Source organism: Plantibacter flavus (assembly GCF_051487245.1).
Classification (GTDB): Bacteria; Actinomycetota; Actinomycetes; order Actinomycetales; family Microbacteriaceae; genus Plantibacter; species Plantibacter flavus_B.
The window spans coordinates 261,654-284,992 of the sequence record NZ_JAHVDH010000002.1 but is presented as its reverse complement, the minus strand read 5'-3'; the positions used below and the strand labels follow the sequence as shown (position 1 = coordinate 284,992).

Below are 23,339 nucleotides of genomic sequence, written 5' to 3'. Positions count from 1 at the left end.
CATGAGTGACGGAAACGGCTCTCCGCTCGCGCTCAAGCGGGTGCATCACATCGCGATCATCGCGAGCGACTACGAGCGCTCGAAACAGTTCTACCGCGAGGTGCTCGGCTGCGAGCTGATCACCGAGGTGTACCGCGCGGAGCGTGACTCCTGGATGGGGGACCTCGCCTTGAACGGCGAGTACCTGATCGAGCTGTTCTCGTTCCCGACGCCTCCGGCGCGCCCGTCCGGGCCGGAGGCGCTGGGGCTCCGGCATCTGGCGTTCGCCGTCGACGACGTCGAGGCCGGACACGCGCGGCTCGTCGAACTCGGCGTCCGGGTCGAGGACGTCCGAGTCGATCCGCACACGGGACGCAAGATGCTGTTCTTCTTCGACCCGGACGATCTGCCGCTGGAGCTCTACGAGGCATAGTCCGGGCTGCTAGGCTCGGGTGTTGACCAAGACAACCTTTAAGACCGTCCAGAGAGGCGGAGAAGGGAGTCGGCGATGAGCGCACGAACCGTGCTGCACGAAGCTGACATCACGCGGGCGTTGACTCGGATTTCCCACGAGATCCTCGAGTCCAACCGCGGAGCAGAAGACCTCGTCGTCCTCGGAATCCCCACGCGCGGTGTCATCCTCGCGAAGCGCATCGCTGAGACGATCTCCAGCATCTCCGGCACGACGATCGTGTCAGGAGCCCTCGATGTCACGATGTACCGCGACGACCTCGCGAAGCATCCCACCCGTGTTCCGAAGGCGACGACGCTTCCTCCGGAGGGCATCGACGGGCGCACGGTCGTCCTCGTCGACGACGTGCTCTACTCCGGTCGAACCATCCGCGCCGCCCTCGACGCCCTGACGGACCTCGGCCGTCCACGCGTCGTCCGCCTCGCTGCACTCGTCGACCGCGGCCACCGCGAACTGCCCATCCGTCCCGACTTCGTGGGGAAGAACCTGCCGTCCTCGCAGTCCGAGCGCATCTACGTCCGACTCGCCGAACTCGACGGTGAAGAGTCCGTGAGCATCGACGGGAGTGACGCATGAGGCACCTCCTGTCCACGAAGACCCTGAGCCGTGACGAAGCCATCGAGATCCTCGACGTCGCCGAGGACATGGCGCAGACGCAGGACCGCGAGGTCCGGAAGCTCCCGACGCTCCGCGGCAAGACCGTCGTCAACCTCTTCTTCGAGGATTCGACGCGGACTCGGATCTCCTTCGAGGCGGCGGCGAAGCGTCTCTCGGCAGACGTCATCACCTTCAGCGCCAAGGGTTCGAGCGTGTCGAAGGGCGAGAGCCTCAAGGACACCGCCCAGACGCTCGCTGCGATGCACGCCGACGCGGTGGTCATCCGTCACTCAGCCTCCGGCGCTCCGCAGACGCTGGCTGCCAGCGGCTGGATCGACGCCGGCATCCTGAACGCCGGCGACGGAACCCACGAACACCCCACGCAGGCGCTCCTCGACGCGTTCACGATGCGCAAGCGCATCCACGGTGCGCGATCCCGCGGGCGCGCACTCGACGGGGTCGCGGTGACGATCGTCGGCGACATCCTGCACTCACGGGTCGCCCGCTCGAACGTCTGGCTGCTCTCGACGCTTGGAGCCGAGGTCACGCTCGTCGCCCCACCGACGCTCCTGCCCGTGGATCTGACCCCCTGGCCGGCGACGGTGCGGTACGACCTCGACGACGCGATCGCCGAACGACCGGACGTCCTCATGATGCTCCGTATCCAGTCCGAGCGGATGCATGCGGCGTTTTTCCCGAACAGCCGGGAGTATTCGAGACGCTGGGGGCTCGACGACGAGCGTTTGGCACGCCTCGACCCGACTAGCATTGTCATGCACCCCGGGCCGATGAACCGCGGACTGGAGATCTCGTCCGGGGCAGCGGACTCACCCCAGTCGACCGTCCTCGAACAGGTCGCCAACGGCGTGTCCGTCCGGATGGCCGCCCTGTACCTGCTGCTGTCCGGCGATCGAGAGGAATCACCCCGTGTCTGAGACCACCCCGAGCCCCACCACGACCCTGATCACCGGGGCGACGCTCGCTGACGGTACGCGGACCGACCTCGTCCTTCGCGACGGGCGGATCGCCGAACTCGGAACCGGACTGAGCGCAGCGGGCGCGACCGTCGTCGACGCCGACGGTCTGCTGGCTCTCCCGGGCCTCGTCGACCTGCACACCCACCTGCGGGAGCCCGGCTTCGAGCAGAGCGAGACCGTCCTCACGGGCACCCGAGCTGCAGCAGCAGGTGGCTTCACCGCCGTCTTCGCGATGGCGAACACCTCGCCCGTGGCCGACACCGCCGGGGTCGTCGAGCAGGAGCGCTCGCTCGGCGAGCTCGCCGGCTACGCCACGGTGCAGCCCATCGGCGCCGTGACGGTCGGGCTGGCGGGGGAGCGACTCGCCGAACTGGGCGCGATGGCGTCCTCGCGAGCCAAGGTGCGCGTGTTCTCCGACGACGGCATGTGCGTGTCCGACCCGCTCCTCATGCGCCGGGCGCTCGAGTACGTGAAGGCGTTCGACGGTGTGATCGCCCAGCACGCGCAGGAGCCGCGGCTCACGGTCGGCGCGCAGATGAACGAGGGCGCGTTGTCCGGCGAACTCGGCCTCACCGGCTGGCCGGCGGTCGCCGAGGAGTCGATCATCGCTCGAGACGTCCTCCTCGCCGAGCACGTCGGCTCGCGTCTCCACATCTGCCACGTGTCCACCGCAGGCTCGGTGGACGTCATCCGCTGGGCGAAGGCGCGCGGCATCCAGGTCACCGCCGAAGTCACGCCGCACCACCTGCTGCTCACCGAGGAGCTCGTGGCGAGCTACGACGCCCGGTACAAGGTGAACCCGCCCCTGCGTCGCTCCGAAGACGTCCAGGCGCTCCGAGAAGCTCTCGCGGACGGCACGATCGACATCGTCGCCACCGACCACGCGCCACACCCGGTCGAAGCGAAGGACTGCGAGTGGGGTGCAGCGGCGAACGGCATGGTCGGTCTCGAATCCGCCCTGTCGGTCGTGCACGCGTCCATGGTCTCGAACGGCCTGCTCGACTGGACCGATGTCAGCCGGGTCCTCTCGGCGACGCCCGCGCGCATCGGGCGCATCAGTGGCCAGGGCGCACCGATCGAGCTCGGGGCACCCGCTGAGATCGTGTTGTACGACCCCTCCGTGAGCCGCCCCTTCGGCACCGTCGACCTCGCCGGCAAGGGTGTGAACTCGCCCTACCTCGGTCTCGAGCTCCCTGGGCGGGTCGTGGGCACCTTCCACCAGGGCTACGCGACCGTCGCCGACGGCGCTGTCCTGCCAGCCGAGCAGGTCGCGGCCGCGGCGTGGTCCGCCGCTCGGCGGACGGAGGTCCAGCACTGATGGACGGACGCCTCCTCGCCGCCATCATCGTGGTCGTCGCCCTCCTGGGCATCCTCACGCTGATGGCGCTCGCCTGGCGACGACGCGTCGTCCGCGATGCGCCCTCGGCTCCCGAGGCGACGGTGCCGGAACCACGTCCCCGCGCTGAGCTGTCCCTCACTGTGCTGTACGTCGCGACCTCCGAACACGACCGTCCGCTCGAGCGTCTCGCGCTCCCCGGACTCGGCTTCCGCTCGCGCGTGGCCGTCGAGGTCAGCGGCGCCGGTGTCATCATCGACGTCCCGGGGGAGCGTCCCACCTTCGTCCCGGCCGACGCGATCGTCGGCATCGACCAGACGAACCTCACCATCGACCGCGTCGTCGAGCCTGGTGGCCTGATCCGCTTGAGCTGGCGCCCTCGTCCAGAAGTCGTCGCGGACAGCACGTTCCGTGTCCTCGAGCAAGCGGACCGAGCGCGCCTCATCGACGCCGTGACCGCAATCATCCCCACGCGCGAGGCTGAGCTGCAGCCGAGCATCACTCCCGACTCCGGCGACGCGCCTTCGGCCGTCGCCGACGAACCGACCAGCACGCAGAACGAGAGCGCATCATGACCTTCACCCCACCCAGCCCGGCGGTCCTCGTCCTCGAGGACGGCAACCGCTACCTCGGCCACGCCTACGGCGCCACCGGCCACACACTCGGCGAGGTCGTCTTCTCCACCGGCATGACCGGCTATCAGGAGACCCTCACCGACCCGTCCTACGCCGGCCAGATCGTCCTCATGACGGCCCCGCACATCGGCAACACCGGTGTGAACCGCGAGGACATGGAGTCGTCCCGCGTCTGGGTCGCCGGATATGTGGTCCGCGACCCATCGCGTGTCGTGTCGAACTTCCGTGCCGACCGCTCCCTCGACGAGGAGCTCGTCGAGGACGGCATCGTCGGGATCAGCGGCATCGACACGCGCGCTGTCACTCGCCACATCCGCTCCGCCGGTTCGATGCGCGCCGGAGTGTTCTCCGGGGAGGACTTCGACCTCTCCGGCGCCGAACAACTGAGCCTCGTCCGAGCCGGCGTCCAGATGTCAGGCCTCAATCTGTCCGGACAGGTGTCCACGACCGAGCGGTACACCGTCCCGGCGGTCGGGGAGAAGGTCGGCTCGGTCGCCGTCCTCGACCTCGGCGTCAAGACCTCGACCCTCAACCACCTCGCCGCCCGCGGCTTCGACGTGATCGTGCTGCCCCAGTCGATCACCTCCGCGGAGGTCCTCGCACTCGAGCCGTCCGCGTTGTTCTTCTCGAACGGCCCGGGCGACCCCGGCGCCAGCGACGCGCACGTCGCGCTCCTCCAGGATGTGCTGCGTGCCGGCGTGCCGTACTTCGGCATCTGTTTCGGAAATCAGCTCCTCGGCCGCGCCCTCGGCTTCGAGACCTACAAGCTGCCCTTCGGTCACCGCGGCATCAACCAGCCGGTGCTCGACAAGGCCACCGGTCGTGTCGAGATCACCTCGCAGAACCACGGCTTCGCCGTCGACCTGCCGATCGAGGGCCAGCACGAGACCCCGGCGGGCTTCGGTCTCGCCGAGGTCAGCCACTACAGCCTGAACGACGAGGTCGTGGAAGGCCTCAACTGCATCGACATCCCCGCGTTCTCGGTGCAGTACCACCCGGAGTCCGCGGCCGGCCCGCACGACGCCACCTACCTGTTCGACCGGTTCCGCGACCTGGTCCTCACCCACGCCACCACGGCCAGCACCAAGGAGAACAACTAGTGCCCAAGCGCGACGACATCAACAGCGTCCTCGTCATCGGCTCAGGGCCGATCGTCATCGGGCAGGCCGCCGAGTTCGACTACTCCGGCACCCAGGCGTGCCGCGTCCTCCGCGAGGAGGGCGTGCGCGTCATCCTCGTGAACTCCAACCCGGCCACGATCATGACGGACCCGGACTTCGCCGATGCGACCTATGTCGAGCCGATCACCTGGCAGGTCATCGAGACGATCATCGCGAAGGAGAAGCCCGACGCGATCCTCCCGACGCTGGGCGGGCAGACGGCCCTGAACGCGGCGATCCAGCTGCACGAGCACGGCATCCTCGAGAAGTACGACGTCGAGCTCATCGGCGCGAACTTCGAGGCGATCAACAAGGGCGAGGACCGCCAGATCTTCAAGCAGCTCGTGCTCGACGCGGGCGCCGACGTGGCGCGGTCGCACATCGCGCACACCGTCGAGGAGGCGGTGGCCTTCGCTGAGGACCTCGGTTACCCGCTCGTCGTCCGGCCCTCCTTCACGATGGGTGGCCTCGGCTCCGGGTTCGCGTACACCGAGGAGGAGCTGCGCCGCATCGTCGGCGACGGCCTCCACCAGAGCCCGACGACCGAGGTGCTCCTCGAGGAGTCCATCCTCGGCTGGAAGGAGTACGAGCTCGAGCTCATGCGCGACACCGCCGACAACACGGTGGTCGTCTGCTCCATCGAGAACGTCGACCCGGTCGGCGTGCACACGGGCGACTCGATCACGGTGGCCCCCGCACTCACCCTCACCGACCGCGAGTACCAGAAGCTCCGCGACATCGGCATCGACATCATCCGTGCCGTCGGCGTCGACACCGGCGGCTGCAACATCCAGTTCGCCGTCGACCCCGCCGACGGCCGCATCATCGTGATCGAGATGAATCCCCGGGTGTCCCGCTCCAGCGCCCTCGCGTCGAAGGCGACCGGCTTCCCGATCGCGAAGATCGCGGCGAAGCTCGCCATCGGCTACCGCCTCGACGAGATCCCGAACGACATCACGAAGGTGACGCCCGCGAGCTTCGAGCCGACGCTCGACTACGTCGTCGTCAAGGTCCCGCGTTTCGCATTCGAGAAGTTCCCGGCGGCGGATCCGACCCTCACGACGACCATGAAGTCCGTCGGCGAGGCCATGGCGATCGGTCGCAACTACGCCACAGCCCTGCAGAAGGCGCTCCGCTCGCTCGAGAAGCGCGGTTCCAGCTTCCACTGGGGCGAGGAGTCGCGCAGCGTCGAGGAGCTCCTCGAGGTCATGAAGATCCCGACCGACGGCCGTATCGTCGTCGTCCAGCAGGCACTGCGACTCGGCGCCACGGCCGAGCAGGTCTTCGAGGCCACCAAGATCGACCCCTGGTTCATCGACCAGATCGTCCTCATCAACGACGTCGCCGACTGGATCGCCGGTGCCGAGCGCCTGGACACCGAGGTGCTCCGCACGGCGAAGAACCACGGCTTCTCCGACGCCCAGATCGGCCAGCTCCGCGGGTTCGGCGAGCAGGAGGTGCGCGAGGTGCGTCACATCCTCGGCGTCCGCCCGGTCTACAAGACGGTCGACACCTGCGCCGGTGAGTTCCCGGCCCTCACGCCCTACCACTACTCGAGCTACGACACCGAGACCGAGGTCACCGCGAGCGACCGTCGCAAGGTCGTCATCCTCGGCTCCGGCCCGAACCGCATCGGTCAGGGCATCGAGTTCGACTACTCCTGCGTGCACGCTTCGTTCGCACTGCAGGACGCCGGCTTCGAGACCATCATGATCAACTGCAACCCCGAGACGGTCTCGACCGACTACGACACGAGCGACCGCCTCTACTTCGAGCCGCTCACGCTCGAGGACGTGCTCGAGGTCATCCATGCCGAGAGCGAGTCCGGCGAACTCGTCGGCGTCGTCGTGCAGCTCGGCGGCCAGACCGCGCTCGGGCTCGCCAAGGGGCTCGAAGCCGCTGGCATCCCGATCCTCGGCACCACCCCCACCGCGATCGACCTCGCGGAGGAGCGCGGCCAGTTCCAGGAGATCCTGGACGCCGCGGGCCTCATCGCGCCGAAGAACGGTACGGCGACCGAGGTCGAGGGTGCGCTTCGGGTCGCCGAGGAGATCGGCTACCCGGTCCTCGTCCGCCCGAGCTTCGTGCTCGGTGGACGCGGCATGGAGATCATCTACGACGGCGCGTCCCTGGCGGACTACTTCGTGCGCATCGAGGATCAGGGCATCGTGGGTCCTGCCCAGCCGCTGCTCGTCGACCACTTCCTCGACGACGCGATCGAGATCGACGTCGACGCACTGTTCGACGGCGAGGAGCTCTACATCGGCGGCGTGATGGAGCACATCGAGGAGGCAGGTATCCACTCCGGAGACTCGAGCTGCACCCTGCCCCCCGTCTCGCTCGGTCGCGCCGAGATCGACCGGGTACGCAATGCGACGCTCGCGATCGCCCAGGGCATCGGCGTCCGCGGCCTCCTCAATGTGCAGTTCGCCATCGGTGCCGGCATCCTCTACGTCATCGAGGCGAACCCGCGTGCATCGCGCACCGTGCCGTTCGTGTCCAAGGCGCTGGGCATTCCGCTGGCCAAGGCAGCATCGCTCATCATGACCGGCGCGACCGTCGCCGAGCTCAAGGACTCGGGGCTCCTGCCCCCGGTGGACGGCTCGCGCGTCCCGATCGACTCGCCCGTCTCCGTGAAAGAGGCCGTGCTGCCGTTCAAGCGTTTCCGCACCAAGGACGGCCAGATCGTCGACAGTGTGCTCGGCCCGGAGATGCGTTCCACCGGTGAGGTCATGGGCATCGACAAGGACTTCCCACGTGCGTTCGCCAAGAGCCAGGAGGCCGCCTACGGTGGTCTGCCGAGCTCCGGGACGGTGTTCGTCTCGGTGTCCGACCGCGACAAGCGCTCGATCATCCTGCCGGTGCTGCGCCTGCAGCAGCTCGGTTTCGACATCCTCGCGACGGACGGCACCGCGGAGGTGCTGAACCGCAACGGCATCAGCGCCCGGACCGTCCGCAAGTACAGCGAGACGAGCGCAGCCGGTGAGGACGACTCGATCGTCGACCTCATCAACCGCGACGAGGTCGACATGGTCATCAACACGCCGAGCGGTCGCTCGGCCCGCGCCGACGGCTACGAGATCCGCGCGGCAGCGGTCGCGGCGGACAAGCCGCTGTTCACGACCATCGCGCAGCTCACTGCGGCGGTCGGGTCTTTCGAGGCACTGGGTGGGGGCTTCGAGGTCCGCTCGCTGCAGGAGTACGCACTCGATCGGGCCGCGCGCTCGTGACGTCCTCCTTCGGGACCCGGCTGGACGAGGTCTTCGTCCAGTCGGGTCGCCTCTGCGTCGGCATCGACCCCCACCGCTTCCTGCTCGAGGCCTGGGGGCTCCCCGACACGGCGGCCGGAGCAGGTGCGTTCGGTCTCGCGGTCGTCGAGGCGACCGCCGGCCGCGCCGGGATCGTCAAACCGCAGGTGGCCTTCTACGAACGGTTCGGGTCCGCCGGGTACGTGGCGCTCGAGGGAGTCCTCACTGCGGCCAGGGAAGCCGGCCTCCTCGTGATCGGCGACGCCAAACGCGGCGAGATCGGCACGAGCATGCACGGGTACGCCGAGGGCTGGCTGACCCCGGGCTCCCCGCTCGAGGTCGATGCGTTGACCGTCAATCCGTACCTCGGTTTCGGCTCTCTGAGTCCCGCGCTCGAACTCGCGGAAGCGAACGGCAAGGGGCTGTTCGCCCTCGCGGCGACATCCAACCCTGAAGGGCGCGACGTCCAGCTCGCGAAGACGCCCGACGGCCGCACCGTCTCGGCCGGCATCGTCCATGAGATCGCGGTCTGGAACGCCGCTCGGCATCCCGGAGCCACCGGTTCGATCGGCGCCGTGATCGGTGCGACACTTGCGCTCGAGGAGTTCGGTCTCACCGAACCCCCCGCGACGACGCTGCCGGTCCTCGCGCCCGGCTTCGGCCACCAGGGCGCCACCGTCGCGGACCTCGAGTCGATCTACGGCGCGTTCGCGCCCGGAGTCATCGTCTCCGAGTCCCGCAGCATCCTCGCCGCGGGCCCGGTCGGTATCGCCGAGGCCGTCGAGCGTTCAGCAGCAGCAGTCAGGAGCGCCCATGGGTGACCAGTCGTCCAGCCGACCCCAGTCCGCTCGGGCAATGCCGGAGGTCGACCGCGCAGCCGCCTCGCGCGAAGCCGTCCGCAAACGACGCGCCCGCGCGACGGTCAAGTCGTCGATCGCGTCAGGTGCCCGGACGCCGCTGCAAGTCCTCGACGCCGCAACGGCCGATCCCGACGGCATCGAGGGCGGGATCCGGATCACCGAGTACCTGCTCAGCATCCCCAGCGTCGGCGTCACCAAGCTCGGCCGCATCCTCGAGTCCCTCGGGATCTCCTCGGTGAAGCGTCTCGGTGGCCTCGGTCGTCTCCAGCGTGAACGCCTGCGCGAGTTCATCGCCGAGCGCTATCCGGGCACGGCGCGCAGTCGCCTCGTCGTCCTCGCCGGGCCCACGGCCGTCGGCAAGGGGACCGTCGCGGCCTACATCCGCGACAACTACCCGGAGGTGCATCTGTCCGTCTCCGCCACGACACGCAAGCCCCGCCCAGGGGAGCAGCACGAGGTGAACTACTACTTCGTGAGCGACGACGAGTTCGATGCGCTCGTCGACGGTGACCAGCTCCTCGAGCATGCGACCGTCCACAACGCCTACCGATACGGCACACCGCGGGAACCGATCGAGCGTGCGCTCGCGGCCGGCGACAGCGCCCTCCTCGAGATCGACATCCAGGGCGCGCGCCAGGTCAGGGCTGCGATGCCGGAGGCGACGCTCGTCTTCCTGCTCCCGCCGAGCTGGGACGAACTGGTCAGACGGCTCGTCGGTCGAGGCACGGAGGACGAGGAGGAACGGGAACGTCGGTTGCGCACCGCGAAGGTCGAGCTGGCCGCCGCGGACGAGTTCGACCACCGTGTCGTGAACGACGACGTGGCCCGCGCGGCCCAAGAAGTCGTAGACTTGATGAAGATTCACGGGGATTGACGTCCGACGCGCACCCCGCATCGATCCTCTCCATCCCCGAAACAACCACACGAGGAGTGTGAACCAGCATGGCTGACAAGCTCAAGGGCATCATCGATCCGCCCATCGACTCTCTGCTCACCAAGGTCGAGTCGAAGTACGCGCTCGTGATCTTCGCATCGAAGCGCGCGCGCCAGATCAACGACTACTACGCCGATCTGCACGAGGGCAGCCTGTTCGACAACGTCGGGCCGCTCGTCGACTCGTCGGTCGAGGACAAGCCGCTCTCGATCGCGATGCACGAGATCAACGAGGACAAGCTCCAGATCCGGCCGATCGCCGAATAACGCACCGCCACCACGAATCCGCCGGCCGTCAGACGACCGGCGGATTCGTCATGTCCGGCCGGAACCGTCACGTCACGACCCTGTTCGTCATCCACGCGGGTCGTGTCGGGTGCCTGGGCTAGAGTGATTGGTGCCGAGGCCCCGGCCAGTCCGCGACGGCCCAGCCCTCCAGCAACCCCACTTCCGACGGGAGACCGTATGACCGAGCTGCGCCTGTTCACCTCCGAATCCGTGACCGAGGGCCACCCCGACAAGATCTGCGACCAGATCTCGGACAGCATCCTCGACGCGCTCCTCGAGGTCGACCCGCGCAGCCGAGTCGCCGTCGAGACCCTCGTGACCACCGGTCTCGTGCACGTCGCCGGCGAGGTCTCGACGAGCGGCTACGTCGACATCCCGACGATCGTCCGTGACCGCATCCGCTCGATCGGCTACACCTCTTCAGACATCGGCTTCGACGGCGACTCCTGCGGCGTGAGCGTCTCGATCGGCTCGCAGTCGGCAGACATCGCGGCCGGCGTCGACCACGCCTTCGAGTCGCGCGAGCAGGCCAGCTCTGACGCGTACGACCTCCAGGGCGCCGGCGACCAGGGCATCATGTTCGGCTTCGCGACCACCGAGACGCCGCAGTACATGCCGCTCCCGAGCTGGATCGCCCATCGCCTCGCCGAGCGTCTGTCCGAGGTCCGCAAGTCCGGCCAGCTCGACTACCTCCGTCCCGACGGCAAGACCCAGGTCACCATCGGCTACGACGGCTTCGTGCCGAAGACGGTCGAGACCGTCGTGGTCTCCACCCAGCACAACCCGGGCGTCTCCACCGAGCAGCTGCGCCGCGACGTGCAGCGCCACGTCATCGAGCCGGTGCTCGCCACGGTGGAGCTCGACAGCTCGAACGTCACGCACCTCATCAACCCCACCGGGATCTTCGTCGTGGGTGGGCCGATGGGCGATGCGGGCCTCACGGGCCGCAAGATCATCATCGACACCTATGGTGGTGCCGCCCGTCACGGCGGCGGTGCGTTCAGCGGCAAGGACCCTTCCAAGGTCGACCGCTCGGCCGCCTACGCGATGCGCTGGGTGGCGAAGAACGCGGTCGCGGCCGGGTTCGCCGACCGCCTCGAGGTCCAGGTCGCCTACGCGATCGGCAAGGCGGCACCGGTCGGCCTGTACGTCGAGACCTTCGGCACTGCCCACGTTCCGGAAGACCGGATCACCCGGGCCATCCGCGACGTCTTCGACCTGCGCCCGGCCGCGATCATCGCCGACCTCGACCTCATCCGCCCGATCTACGCGAACACCGCCGCGTACGGGCACTTCGGCCGCGAACTCCCCGACTTCACCTGGGAGCGTCTCGACCGGGTGGAGGCGTTGCGGTCAGCAGCCGGGATCTAACCGTGGCCGGCGCGAGGGTCGCCAGGGTGGTCCTCGACTCGCCGCTGCCGCAGCTCGACCACCTGTTCGACTACGCGATCCCTGAGGAGTTCGCCGAGGACGCCGTCCTCGGTGCCCGGGTGTCGGTGTCCCTCCGGACGGCTGGACGCACGGCGAACGGCTTCATCGTCGAGCTCGTCGAGTCGAGCGCCTTCGGCGGGAAGCTCAGCCCGCTCCAGTCGGTCGTCTCGCCGGTGCCGGTCCTGCCGCCGACGCTCTGGACGCTGGCGCGGCGCGTTGCCGACCGCAGCGCCGGCAGCGCGATGGACGTCCTGCGACTCGCGATGCCACCACGGCAGGTGCGGGTGGAGAAGAGCTGGGCAGCGAGTCCCACCCCCGATTCCCCGATCGTCGAGCGACGGACCGTCCCAGGCTTCGCGCCGGACACACTGGACCGCCTCCGTCCCGGCGAGCGTTACGCCGTCAGCGCGGTCCCCGTCCTCAGCCGGACCGCTGGTGGGCGCTCGATCCCTGATTGGGCCTTCACCCTCGCCGCCCTGGCCGTCAATCAACTGGCCGACGGCCGGAGCTCGGTGCTCGCCGTCCCCGACTACCGCGACGTCGAGCACCTCCTGGAAGCGTTGGCCGAACTGGGTGCCGGAGACGCCGTCGCCCGTGCCGACGCGAAGCAGACTCCCGCCGAGCGGTACCGTTCGTACTTGAACGGCCTCTGGCCGGTGCCGCGGATCGTCGTCGGCAACCGGTCGGCGGTGTACGCCCCGGCGCACGAACTCGGACTGATCGCCGTGTGGGACGACGGTGACCCGCTCCACCAGGAGCAGCTTGCACCATACGTCCACGCACGGGACGTCGCGTTGACCCGCCAGGAGATGACCGGTGCGGCGCTCGTGTTCGCCGCCCACTCGCGCAGCACCGAGACGCAACGACTCGTCGAGATCGGGTGGCTGCACGAGGTGCTTCCATCGCCTGCAGTACGGCCGCGCGTCGTCGTGTCCCGTCAGAGCGGTGACGACACGATGACCAGCCAGGCCCGCATCCCGTCGCGCGCGTGGCGGGCGGTCGACGAGGCGCTCGCGGCCGGACCGGTCCTCGTCCAGGTTGCACGGCCGGGCTACGCCCCGCACCTCGCCTGCCGACGCTGCGGAACCCGGGCACACTGCGCAGTGTGCCACGGCCCCCTGCATCTCGCGACCGCCCGTTCTCAGCCCGCCTGCCGCTGGTGCGGCCATCTCGCGACCGGTTGGTCCTGTGAGACCTGTCACGACACCGCATTCCGCGTCACCGCGGCCGGTACCGGCCGTACCGCGGAGGAACTCGGTCGAGCGTTCCCGCGATTCAAGGTGATCGTCTCCGACGGCGACGCCCCGAAACTCGACGTCGGCCCCGAACCGGCCCTCGTCATCGCGACGCGCGGAGCCGAACCCATCGCCGACGGCGGGTACGCTGCGGTCCTCCTGGTCGACGCCGATCGGATGCTCGCTCGCGAGTCGCTCCGCGTGGCCGAGGACTGCCTGCGTTGGTGGTCGAACGCCGCGGCGCTCGCGCGTCCCGGAGGCCCGGTGCTGCTCATCGGCGTCGACGCGCCGATCGCAACCGCTCTCGCGCTCTGGCAGCAACCACGGTTCGCCAGCGAGGAGCTCGCGGAGCGGCGCGAACTCGGATTCCCACCGGCCGTCCGCAGTGCGACGCTCTCGGGGGAGCGGGACGCCGTCGACGCGGCGCTCGCGGACCTCCCACCGGAATACCGCCAGCGGGTGCTCGGCCCGACGGTCGACGAGAACGGCGACACCGTTGCGATCCTGCGCGTCGACTACGGCCACGCCAGAGCGGTCGCCGAGCAGCTGCGCGCGCGGGTCGTCGCCCAGGCGGCGAAGCGTCGCAAGCCGACGCCCGGCAGACGAGCGCCGAAAGCCCCGCCTACACTCAGAGTACGATTCGACGATCCGGAGATGCTGTCATGATCCACCCCGCGCACGAAGCCCGCACCGTATGAGGCTGGTCTTCGCCGGTACTCCCGCCGTCGCCGTCGCGACGCTCGAAGCCCTTGTCGCCTCCGAACACGAGGTCGTCGGTGTGGTCACCCGTCCAGACGCCCCACTCGGTCGCAAGCGGGTACTCACCCCCTCTCCGGTGGCTCGAGCCGCTGAGCGACACGGCCTACCCGTGATCAAGGCGGCCCGACTCGACGAGGATGCGACGGCGCGGATCATCGCGCTGCATGCGGACCTCGGCGTCATCGTCGCCTACGGCGGGCTCGTCCGCGAGCCGCTGCTCTCGGCACCCGAGCACGGTTGGATCAACCTGCACTTCTCGCTCCTGCCCGCCTGGCGCGGCGCTGCGCCTGTGCAGCGATCGGTCCTGGCAGGCGAGCCGGTCACCGGCGCCTCGGTGTTCCAGCTCGTCCCGGCACTCGATGCCGGTGACGTGTTCGCCAGCCTGTCGACCGCTGTGGAGCCGGGGGAGACCGCCGGCGAGCTGCTCGACCGCCTCGCGGTCCTGGGTGCCCCACTCACGCTCGAGGTCGTCGACGGCATCGCCGCGGGCACCGCAGTGGCATCACCGCAGTCCGGTGAAGTGTCCCTCGCCCCCAAACTCGACGGTGGAGACGGGCACGTCGACTGGAACCGCGCGGTGGATCGCGTGTGGGCGCAGATCCGAGGCGTCACGCCGGAGCCGGGGGCGTACACGATGCTCGACGGTGCCCGATTGAAGATCCATCGCGCCGCCCCGTGGTCTGCAGCAGCTGCAGCCCTCGATCCCGGCGTCGTCGCTCTCATGGACGGACGGGTCGTCGTCGGCACCGCCGACCAGCCGCTGGAACTGCTGCAGGTCCAGCCTGCCGGGCGAACGGCCATGTCCGCGGCTGACTGGTGGCGTGGTGCCGCGAACAGTTCGGATCGGTTGGTGACGGCATGAGCCCCGCGCCGTCCAGCGGACGCGACCCTCGCCGCGCCGACCAGCGACCGCGCGGCGAGGAGCCGCGTCGCGGACGCCAGCGACCCTCCCGCCCGCGCGAGGCGACCGTCCAGCCGGCTCGCCGCGTCGCCTTCGACGTCATCCACGCGGTCAGCACCTCCGATGCCTACGCGAACCTCCTGCTGCCGCACCGCCTCGCGGAGGCGCGACTGAGCCCGGCTGACGCCGGGCTCGCCACCGAGTTGACCTATGGCACGCTCCGTCGGCGCGGGTATTACGACCGCGTGATCGCGCACGCCGCCAATCGGCCGGTCACCGAGATCGACGACGCGATCCTCGACGTCCTTCGTCTCGGAGCACACCAGCTGCTGTCGATGCGCGTCGCCGGCCATGCCGCGGTGAACGAGTCCGTCGAACTGGCCCGCAGCGCCGGTTCCCGCTCGGCCGCCGGCTTCACCAACGGCGTCCTGCGAACCATCTCGCGGACGGAACCCGCCGAGTGGGAGCGCATCCTGCTCGGTGACACGACGAACGAGATCGACCGCCTGGCCATCAGTACCGCTCACCCGTCGTGGGTCGTCCGTGCGATCCGGCAGTCCCTCGACCTCCAGGACCGCGGTGACGAACTCGAAGCAGCCCTCGCAGCCGACAACGTCGCACCCCAGGTCAACCTCATCGCCCTCCCAGGCCTCGCTGAGCGCCCCCAGGACGCCGAACACAACCGCTTCTCGCCCTACGGCTTCCGTTCCTCTGGTGGAGACCCGGTCCAACTCGTCGGAACCGGTGGCGGCCGCCTCCGTGTCCAGGACGAGGGGTCACAGCTCGCCGCATTGGCCTTGACCAGGGCTCGCCCCGTGGCAGCAGGTGAGCGCTGGCTCGACCTGTGTGCCGGTCCGGGTGGCAAGGCCGCACTGCTCGCTGCGGAGGCACTCGCAGGTGGTGCGCTGCTCGATGCGAACGAGCTGGTACCCGCCCGCGCGAAGCTCGTCGAACGCGCGCTCGTCGGCGTCCCGCTCGACGTGCAGGTCTCGACGGCGGACGGCACCGAACTCGCCAACGCCCATGCAGGCACCTACGACCGGATCCTCCTGGACGCGCCGTGCACCGGGCTCGGCGCTCTTCGTCGCCGTCCCGAGGCACGCTGGCGGAAGACCCCGAAGGACGTCGCCGACCTCACGAAACTCCAGTCGTCGCTGCTCGACGCAGCGATCACCGCGTTGGCTCCGGGCGGCATCGTCGCGTACGTCACCTGCTCACCGCACGTCGGCGAGACGGCCCTGATCGTCGAGAGCGCGCTGCGGAAGCACCCGGAGATGGAACGGCTCGACACCACGGCCGTCCTCGACGAGGTGACATCGGAACCGCTCGACGCTGCGGCGCCAGGCGGAGCAGTCCAGCTGTGGCCGCACCGCCAGGGCACCGACGCCATGTACATCGCCCTGCTCCAGCGCCCGTCGACGTCGGACGACGCCACGTCAGGTCGGTAGGCTCGACTCCATGTCAGCGCGCATCAACCCGAGCATCCTGTCCGCCGATTTCGTGAACCTCCAAGCCGATCTGGAGCGCATCGCGACAGCCGACCTCGTCCACGTCGACGTCATGGACAACCATTTCGTGCCGAACCTCACCTTCGGTCCGCAGATGGTCGGCCGCATCCAGGACGTGTCTCCCGTGCCGCTCGACGTCCACCTGATGATCTCGGACGCCGACCGCTGGGCCCCGGGCTACGCGGAACTCGGCGCGTACTCCGTGACCTTCCACGCGGAGGCGGCGACCGATCCGGTCGCGCTCGCACGCCGTCTGCGCTCGATCGGTGCCCGGGCTGGCATCGCCCTCAAGCCCGGGACCGCCGTGGATCCGTATCTCGAGCTGCTCCCGGAGTTCGACCAGGTTCTCGTGATGACGGTCGAACCGGGCTTCGGTGGGCAGTCGTTCATGCCCGAGACGATGCCGAAGCTCCGGGCGCTCTCGGCCGAGGTCGCCCGAACGGGTCTCGACGTGTGGCTCCAGGTCGACGGCGGCATCACGGCCGACACGATCGGGATCGCCGCCGAGGCCGGAGCGAACACGTTCGTGGCGGGTTCGGCCGTGTACGGAGGCTCCGATCCGGCCGCGAACATCGCCCGTCTGCGCGCTGCAGCGACCTCGGCGACCCACACGCACTGACCCACCGGGCAGCCGGCTCCGTGCCGACGAGACGTCGCGCGGCACGAAGCACCGCCCCGAACCGCTAACCTGGAGCACGTGAAAACCTTCGACGAGCTGTTCGACGAGCTGCAGATGAAGGCCGAGACGCGGCCGGAGGGTTCCGGCACCGTCCGTGAGCTCGACTCCGGCGTGCACGGCATCGGCAAGAAGATCGTCGAGGAAGCGGCCGAGGTATGGATGGCCGCCGAATACCAGAGTGACACCGAGACGGCTGAGGAGATCTCCCAGCTGCTGTACCACGTGCAGGTGATGATGGTGGCGAAGGGGCTGACCCCTGCCGATGTCTACCGACATCTGTGAGCCAGGGCCCTCTGAGCGGTCCAACGGTCCCACCACTTCCTCCCGAGTCACGAAATGAGAACCACCCCATGCTGAGAGTCGCCGTGCCCAACAAGGGCTCGCTGTCCGAGACCGCCGTCGAGATGCTCCAGGAGGCCGGGTACGCCACCCGCCGCGACACCAAGGAGCTGCACGTCGTCGACGCGCGCAACGGCGTCGAGTTCTTCTACCTCCGCCCGCGCGACATCGCCACCTACGTCGGTTCCGGCGCTCTCGACATCGGCGTCACCGGTCGTGACCTCATGCTCGACTCGCACTCGGCCGCCACCGAACTCGCCGAGCTCGGATTCGGCGGTTCGACCTTCCGCTTCGCGGGCCCTGCCGGACAGTTCTCCGAGCTGTCCGACCTCGCCGGCAAGACGGTCGCGACGAGCTATCCGGGTCTCGTCGGCAACTTCCTGGAGGCTGCCGGCGTCGAAGCGACGCTCGTCCAGCTCGACGGCGCCGTCGAATCGGCGGTACAGCTCGGTGTCGCCGACGCCGTGGCCGACGTGGTCTCGACGGGCACGACACTCCGGAAGGCCGGACTCGAGATCTTCGGTCCCGTCATCCTGGAGTCGACCGCCGTGCTCATCACCTCCCCGGAGACGAAGCCGGGCACCGACACCCTCATCCGTCGCCTGCAGGGCGTGCTCGTCGCACGCCAGTACGTCCTCGTCGACTACGACCTGCCCGTCGCCCTCCTGGAGCAGGCGACCGCGGTGGCCGGTGGCATCGAGTCGCCGACGATCTCGCCGCTGCGCGACCCAGAGTGGGTCGCCGTCCGGGTCATGATCGCTCGCGGCGACGCGAACGACGTCATGGACCGTCTCTACGAGCTCGGCGCGCGCGCCATCCTCGTCACCGCGATCCACGCGGCCAGGCTCTGAGCCGCACCCATCACCATCAGCTCACCAGTCGCATCAGCGGAGGCCACCGTGTCACTCGCCACCCGTGTCATCCCGTGTCTCGACGTCGCCGACGGACGCGTCGTGAAGGGCGTCAACTTCCTTGATCTGCGTGATGCAGGGGACCCGGTCGAACTCGCGAAACGCTATGCCGAGCAGGGGGCCGACGAGCTCACCTTCCTCGACGTGACCGCGACGGTCGCTGGTCGTGACACCACCTACGACCTCGTCAGCCGGACAGCCGAACAGGTCTTCATCCCACTGACGGTCGGCGGCGGCGTGCGCTCGACGGAGGACGTCGCGAGACTCCTCGCGAGCGGAGCCGACAAGATCGGCGTGAACAGTGCCGCCATCGCCCGCCCGGAACTCCTCGGCGAGATCGCCGACCGCTTCGGTGCCCAGGTCCTCGTCCTCTCGCTCGATGTCAAACGGCACGAGGGCAGCGCGTCCGGCTGGATCGTCACCACGCACGGGGGCCGCCGCGACACCGAACTCGACGCCCTCGCCTGGGCTGCCGAGGCGATCGAACGCGGTGCCGGCGAACTGCTCGTCAACTCCATCGACGCAGACGGCACCAAGGCCGGTTTCGACACCGCCTTGATCACGGCCATGCGCGAGATCAGTCGCGTCCCAGTGATCGCCTCCGGTGGCGCCGGGCGCCTCGCGGACTTCCCGCCCGCGATCGCGGCCGGTGCCGACGCGGTGTTGGCCGCGAGCGTGTTCCACAACGGCGAGCTCACGATCGCCGAGGTCAAGCAGGAGCTGCAGTCCGCGGGTTGGACGGTGCGGGTATGAGCGCCGACATCACGATCCCGGAGGGTGCGAGCGCCGAGACCGCCATCGCCGAACTCGTCTTCAACGACGACGGCCTGCTTCCGGCGATCGTCCAGCAGTGGGATTCTCGCGACGTCCTCATGCTCGGCTGGATGGACGCTGAGGCGGTCCGTCGCACGATGACCGAGGGACGGGTCACGTACTGGTCCCGCTCGCGCCAGGAATACTGGCGGAAGGGCGACACCTCCGGTCACATCCAACTGGTCCGTTCGCTGGCCTACGACTGCGACGGGGATACCCTGTTGGTGGAGGTGGACCAGCACGGCGCAGCGTGCCACACCGGTTCCCGCAGCTGCTTCGACGGCCGCCCCCTCGATGTCGTCGTGGGGGAGTGACACCGACATCGAACGGTTCACGCGGACAGGACGTCCTGGCCACCGTGACCATCGCCAACACCATGAATCGAGTACGAGCATGAGCGAGTCCGACGCAGCATCGAACCGAGAGCGCGAGGACGCGACCACACCTGAGACGGCCTCCGAGGACGTCTCCGCAGAGGACGCGGCAGCGGCACGTGCGCTCCGCAGCCGGCAGCGACGGGTGAAGAGCACCCTTCTGCTCGCTGCGGTCCTGTTCAACGCGGTGATCCTCGCGTCATGGACCCAGACCTGGCTCTCGATCAGTCTCGTCGGTGTCGGACCGCATTCCGGTGCGCTGGACGTCGTCGGGTCCGTCGCGGCCCCGGCTCTGTCCGCCCTCGCCCTCGCCGGCCTCGCCCTCGTCGCAGCGCTCGCGATCGCCGGACCGGTGTTCCGGGTCATCCTCGGCTCACTCGAAGCGGTGATCGGCGCGTGCGTCGCCTACTCGGCGATCGCCGTGCTCATCTCACCAGCAGCGGCCGGCGGAGCAGCGGTCACCGAGGCAACGGGAGTCGCGGGATCGCAGTCGACGATCGACCTCGTCCAGGCCACGTCGCTCACCGCCTGGCCGATCGTCACGGTGATCCTCGGTGTCCTGCTCGCCCTCGCCGGTATCGCCACGGTCCTCACGCACCGCGTGTGGCCGGGACCGTCCAAGAAGTATCAGACCGTGCGCTTCGAGCAGACCGACACCGCCCCAACCGCAGACCCCGTCGGCGCTTGGGACGACCTCAGCCGAGGCGACGACCCCACCCGCTGACCCCGCACGCGCTGAGCACCAGCGCCAAGGCCACCTGACGACTCGTGGCCCGAGCGCCGAACGACCCTCGTCTTCCGGATACACTGGAAGCCGCACTCGCACAGAAGGAGAATCATGAGCACCGATCCCTCGGACCCCGGCCACGGACACTCGCCCGCCGCCTGGACGGCCGTGATCATCATGTTGGTGGCGTTCGCCGCCGGAACGGTCTTCTTCTGGCTCGACATGCCCGTGCTCGTCTGGGTCTCGGCCGGCGTCCTGGTCCTCGGTTGGATCACGGGCGGCGTGCTCGCCAAGGCCGGGTACGGTGTCGGCGGCGCCAAGTACGTGGCGAAAGAGCACTGAACATGCTCGCCGACCTGATGGCCGGCGCGATGGAGGACGCCACTGAGCGTCTGACTCGGCGTTCCTCGGCGGCGGTCGAGGCCGCCGCGCTCGAGGCCCCTCCGGCCATCGACGCTCTTGCGGCCCTCGCTCCGGCCGACCGCGTCAAGATCATCGCCGAGGTGAAGCGTTCGAGCCCGTCTCGAGGCGCCCTCGCGGACATCCCAGATCCTGCCCTCCTCGCTTCGCTCTACGAGCAGGGTGGCGCGAGCGCGGTCAGCGTGCTCACCGAAGGCCGCCGTTTCGGAGGCTCCCTGCAAGACCTCGAAGCTGTTCGGGCGGCCATCACGATCCCGGTCCTCCGTAAGGACTTCATCTCCGTGCCGTACCAGGTCTTCGAGGCACGAGCCTCTGGGGCGGACCTGGTGCTGTTGATCGTCGCGGGCCTCGAGCAGTCCACGCTCGTCTCCCTCCACGAGCTCATCCTCGAACTCGGCATGACGCCGCTGGTCGAGACCCATTCGGCCGACGAACTCTCCCGCGCCGCAGACATCGGTGCCAGGCTCATCGGCGTGAACGCGCGCAACCTCAGCACGTTCGAGCTCGACCAGCGACTCTTCGGGACGCTGAGCGAGCGATTCCCTGCGGATGCCGTGAAGGTCGCGGAGTCCGCAGTCCTCAGCGCTCACGACGTCGCGGCCTACCGCCAGGACGGCGCAGACGTCGTCCTCGTCGGCGAGGCGCTCGTCACCGGCGACCCCGTCGCCACCCTCGAACAGTTCCTGGGAGTCACCGCATGACCCAATCAACCACCCCGAACGCGCCTGCAACGACCCGTCTTCGGGACGAACACGGACCGTTCTTCGGAGACTTCGGTGGCCGCTTCATGCCCGAAGCCCTCATCGCCGCCGTCGATGAACTCGCAGAGGCGTACGAGGCCGCGAAGGCGGACCCGAGCTTCCAAGAGGAACTGACGACGCTCCTGCGCGATTACGCGGGACGCCCGTCGATCATCACCGAGGTGCCGCGCTTCGCCGCCTCCGCAGGGGGAGCGCGAGTGTTCCTCAAGCGTGAGGACCTCAACCACACAGGCTCCCACAAGATCAACAACGTCCTCGGCCAGGCACTCCTCACGAAGCGCATCGGCAAGACCCGGGTCATCGCGGAGACCGGCGCCGGCCAGCACGGCGTCGCGACCGCGACCGCAGCGGCGCTGTTCGGGCTCGAGTGCACCATCTACATGGGGGAGGTGGACACCGAACGCCAGGCGCTCAACGTCGCCCGCATGAGGCTCCTCGGCGCAACAGTGATCCCGGTCAAGACCGGTTCGCGCACACTGAAGGACGCCATCAACGAGGCGTACCGCGACTGGGTCGCGTCGGTCGAGACGACCAACTACATCTTCGGCACGGCCGCCGGTCCGCATCCGTTCCCCGTCATGGTCCGCGACTTCCAGAAGATCATCGGCGAGGAGGCCCGCGCGCAACTCCTCGAGCTCACGGGCGAGCTCCCCGATGCGGTCGTCGCCTGCGTCGGCGGAGGATCGAACGCGATCGGCATCTTCCACGCCTTCCTCGACGACGCGGACGTCGCCCTGTACGGCGTCGAGGCATCGGGCGACGGCATCGACACCGCCCGCCACGCCGCGTCGATCGAACGCGGCCGCCCCGGCGTGCTCCATGGAGCACGCACCTACGTGCTGCAGGACGAGGACGGACAGACGGTCGAGTCGCACTCGATCTCGGCGGGTCTCGACTACCCCGGCGTCGGGCCCGAGCACTCCTGGCTCGCCGACATCGGTCGCGCCACGTACATGCCGGCAAGCGATGCAGAGGCCATGGACGCGTTCCAACTCCTCAGCCGCACCGAGGGCATCATCCCTGCGATCGAATCAGCGCACGCACTGGCCGGTGCCATCGCGCTCGGCAAGGAACTCGGCCCGGACGCCACGATCCTCGTCAACCTCTCCGGCCGAGGCGACAAGGACGTCGAGACCGCGGCGACCTACTTCGGCCTCCTCGACGACGGGCAGTCAGCATGAGCACGATCGAATCCTCCTCGGTGACCGCGTCACCCGTCGCCACCGCCATCGACCAAGCGAAAGCGGAGCGTCGTGGAGCCTTGATCGGGTACCTCCCGGTCGGCTTCCCCGATCTGCAGACCAGTATCGACGCAGCCATCGCCCTCGCGGAGAACGGCGTCGACGTCCTCGAACTCGGTGTGCCCTACTCCGACCCGGTCATGGACGGGGCCGTCATCCAGGCTGCGACGTTGACCGCGCTGTCCGGCGGGTTCCGTCTACGCGACGTCTTCACGGCGATCAGTGCGATCCGTGCCGCCGTCGACGTCCCCGTCCTCGTCATGACCTACTGGAACCCCGTGCTGCAGTACGGGGTGGACCGGTTCGCCGCGGACCTCGTCGCCGCGGGCGGCGCCGGCCTCATCACTCCCGACATCACGCCGGACGCTGCAGCCGACTGGCTCGAGGCGAGCGAGCGCCACGGGCTCGACCGCGTGTTCCTCGCGGCACCGACCTCATCGGAGGAGCGTCTCTCGCTCGTCACCGAGCACTCCAGGGGCTTCGTCTACACGGTCTCGACGATGGGCATCACCGGTGCACGGCAGGACCTCGACGCCGCTGCCAAGACGCTCGTCGGTCGGCTCCGCAGTGCCGGTGCAGACTACGCGTGTGTCGGCATCGGCATCTCGACCGCCGACCAGGTGCGCTCCGTGCTCGAATACGCCGACGGAGCGATCGTCGGCTCGGTGTTCGTGAAGGCTCTCGCCGACGGCGGCGTGCCAGCAGTCGCCGAAGTCACGCGTGCCCTCGCCGCAGGCGCGGCGCGCTGAACGGCG

23 protein-coding genes and 1 pseudogene are annotated in these 23,339 nt (G+C 69.0%); all 24 read left to right on the top strand.

Annotation, left to right across the window (positions count from 1 at the left end; all coding sequences use genetic code 11):
• Nucleotide 1 precedes the first annotated feature (1 nt).
• On the top strand, nucleotides 2-412 hold the full coding sequence (locus tag KXS11_RS05155; RefSeq protein ID WP_437384453.1) for a VOC family protein: 411 nt from the start codon (nucleotides 2-4) through the stop codon (nucleotides 410-412).
• A 69-nt stretch (nucleotides 413-481) separates the two neighbouring features.
• Nucleotides 482-1,027, top strand: a pseudogene (gene pyrR / locus KXS11_RS05150) (bifunctional pyr operon transcriptional regulator/uracil phosphoribosyltransferase PyrR); the annotation flags it as partial.
• Entirely contained in the window at nucleotides 1,024-1,983 is a 960-nt protein-coding gene (locus KXS11_RS05145) for an aspartate carbamoyltransferase catalytic subunit (protein WP_437384452.1), read from the top strand. The pseudogene pyrR and the gene KXS11_RS05145, both read left to right, overlap by 4 nt.
• A complete protein-coding gene (locus KXS11_RS05140; protein ID WP_437384450.1) occupies nucleotides 1,976-3,343 on the top strand; it encodes a dihydroorotase in 1,368 nt (455 codons plus the stop codon). The genes KXS11_RS05145 and KXS11_RS05140 overlap by 8 nt, the downstream gene beginning before the upstream one ends.
• Nucleotides 3,343-3,936 (top strand): PH-like domain-containing protein, encoded by a 594-nt coding sequence (locus tag KXS11_RS05135; RefSeq protein ID WP_437384448.1) that lies wholly within the window; start codon nucleotides 3,343-3,345, stop codon nucleotides 3,934-3,936. The genes KXS11_RS05140 and KXS11_RS05135 overlap by 1 nt, the downstream gene beginning before the upstream one ends.
• Entirely contained in the window at nucleotides 3,933-5,096 is a 1,164-nt protein-coding gene (carA, locus tag KXS11_RS05130; protein WP_437384446.1) for a glutamine-hydrolyzing carbamoyl-phosphate synthase small subunit, read from the top strand. Before KXS11_RS05135 ends, carA begins: the two co-directional genes overlap by 4 nt.
• Complete coding sequence (gene carB, locus KXS11_RS05125; RefSeq protein WP_437384444.1) at nucleotides 5,096-8,386, top strand: carbamoyl-phosphate synthase large subunit; 3,291 nt, start codon at nucleotides 5,096-5,098, stop codon at nucleotides 8,384-8,386. Before carA ends, carB begins: the two co-directional genes overlap by 1 nt.
• Nucleotides 8,383-9,225, top strand: a complete 843-nt coding sequence (gene pyrF, locus KXS11_RS05120; protein WP_437384443.1) for an orotidine-5'-phosphate decarboxylase — start codon at nucleotides 8,383-8,385, stop codon at nucleotides 9,223-9,225. Before carB ends, pyrF begins: the two co-directional genes overlap by 4 nt.
• Entirely contained in the window at nucleotides 9,218-10,138 is a 921-nt protein-coding gene (gmk, locus tag KXS11_RS05115; protein ID WP_437384441.1) for a guanylate kinase, read from the top strand. Before pyrF ends, gmk begins: the two co-directional genes overlap by 8 nt.
• Before the next feature lie 68 nt (nucleotides 10,139-10,206).
• A complete protein-coding gene (rpoZ, locus tag KXS11_RS05110; protein WP_437384440.1) occupies nucleotides 10,207-10,464 on the top strand; it encodes a DNA-directed RNA polymerase subunit omega in 258 nt (85 codons plus the stop codon).
• Between the two features lie 198 nt (nucleotides 10,465-10,662).
• Entirely contained in the window at nucleotides 10,663-11,856 is a 1,194-nt protein-coding gene (metK, locus tag KXS11_RS05105) for a methionine adenosyltransferase (protein WP_437384438.1), read from the top strand.
• 2 nt (nucleotides 11,857-11,858) lie between these two features.
• Complete coding sequence (locus KXS11_RS05100) at nucleotides 11,859-13,817, top strand: primosomal protein N' (protein WP_437384436.1); 1,959 nt, start codon at nucleotides 11,859-11,861, stop codon at nucleotides 13,815-13,817.
• A gap of 28 nt (nucleotides 13,818-13,845) precedes the next feature.
• A complete protein-coding gene (gene fmt / locus KXS11_RS05095) occupies nucleotides 13,846-14,772 on the top strand; it encodes a methionyl-tRNA formyltransferase (RefSeq protein ID WP_437384434.1) in 927 nt (308 codons plus the stop codon).
• Nucleotides 14,769-16,259 (top strand): RsmB/NOP family class I SAM-dependent RNA methyltransferase, encoded by a 1,491-nt coding sequence (locus tag KXS11_RS05090; RefSeq protein WP_437384432.1) that lies wholly within the window; start codon nucleotides 14,769-14,771, stop codon nucleotides 16,257-16,259. Before fmt ends, KXS11_RS05090 begins: the two co-directional genes overlap by 4 nt.
• 10 nt (nucleotides 16,260-16,269) lie before the next feature.
• Entirely contained in the window at nucleotides 16,270-16,938 is a 669-nt protein-coding gene (rpe, locus tag KXS11_RS05085; protein WP_437384430.1) for a ribulose-phosphate 3-epimerase, read from the top strand.
• Nucleotides 16,939-17,016: 78 nt separating this feature from the next.
• Nucleotides 17,017-17,280, top strand: a complete 264-nt coding sequence (locus tag KXS11_RS05080) for a phosphoribosyl-ATP diphosphatase (protein WP_437384429.1) — start codon at nucleotides 17,017-17,019, stop codon at nucleotides 17,278-17,280.
• Nucleotides 17,281-17,348: 68 nt separating this feature from the next.
• Nucleotides 17,349-18,188, top strand: a complete 840-nt coding sequence (gene hisG / locus KXS11_RS05075) for an ATP phosphoribosyltransferase (protein ID WP_437384427.1) — start codon at nucleotides 17,349-17,351, stop codon at nucleotides 18,186-18,188.
• A gap of 48 nt (nucleotides 18,189-18,236) precedes the next feature.
• The gene (hisF, locus tag KXS11_RS05070; protein WP_437384425.1) at nucleotides 18,237-19,001 is read left to right on the top strand and encodes an imidazole glycerol phosphate synthase subunit HisF; all 765 of its coding nucleotides are present in this window, start codon (nucleotides 18,237-18,239) and stop codon (nucleotides 18,999-19,001) included.
• Nucleotides 18,998-19,375 carry a phosphoribosyl-AMP cyclohydrolase gene (gene hisI, locus KXS11_RS05065; RefSeq protein ID WP_437384424.1) on the top strand — a complete coding sequence of 126 codons (378 nt, stop codon included), beginning with the start codon at nucleotides 18,998-19,000 and terminating at the stop codon, nucleotides 19,373-19,375. The genes hisF and hisI overlap by 4 nt, the downstream gene beginning before the upstream one ends.
• Nucleotides 19,376-19,454: 79 nt before the next feature.
• Nucleotides 19,455-20,159, top strand: a complete 705-nt coding sequence (locus KXS11_RS05060; protein ID WP_437384422.1) for a Trp biosynthesis-associated membrane protein — start codon at nucleotides 19,455-19,457, stop codon at nucleotides 20,157-20,159.
• Between the two features lie 114 nt (nucleotides 20,160-20,273).
• On the top strand, nucleotides 20,274-20,504 hold the full coding sequence (locus KXS11_RS05055) for a DUF6704 family protein (protein WP_437384421.1): 231 nt from the start codon (nucleotides 20,274-20,276) through the stop codon (nucleotides 20,502-20,504).
• 2 nt (nucleotides 20,505-20,506) lie between these two features.
• Complete coding sequence (gene trpC, locus KXS11_RS05050; protein WP_437384420.1) at nucleotides 20,507-21,283, top strand: indole-3-glycerol phosphate synthase TrpC; 777 nt, start codon at nucleotides 20,507-20,509, stop codon at nucleotides 21,281-21,283.
• Nucleotides 21,280-22,524: a tryptophan synthase subunit beta gene (gene trpB / locus KXS11_RS05045; RefSeq protein WP_437384418.1), complete on the top strand. Its 1,245-nt coding sequence runs from the start codon at nucleotides 21,280-21,282 to the stop codon at nucleotides 22,522-22,524. Before trpC ends, trpB begins: the two co-directional genes overlap by 4 nt.
• Complete coding sequence (gene trpA, locus KXS11_RS05040; RefSeq protein ID WP_437384417.1) at nucleotides 22,521-23,333, top strand: tryptophan synthase subunit alpha; 813 nt, start codon at nucleotides 22,521-22,523, stop codon at nucleotides 23,331-23,333. Before trpB ends, trpA begins: the two co-directional genes overlap by 4 nt.
• Nucleotides 23,334-23,339: the final 6 nt, after the last annotated feature.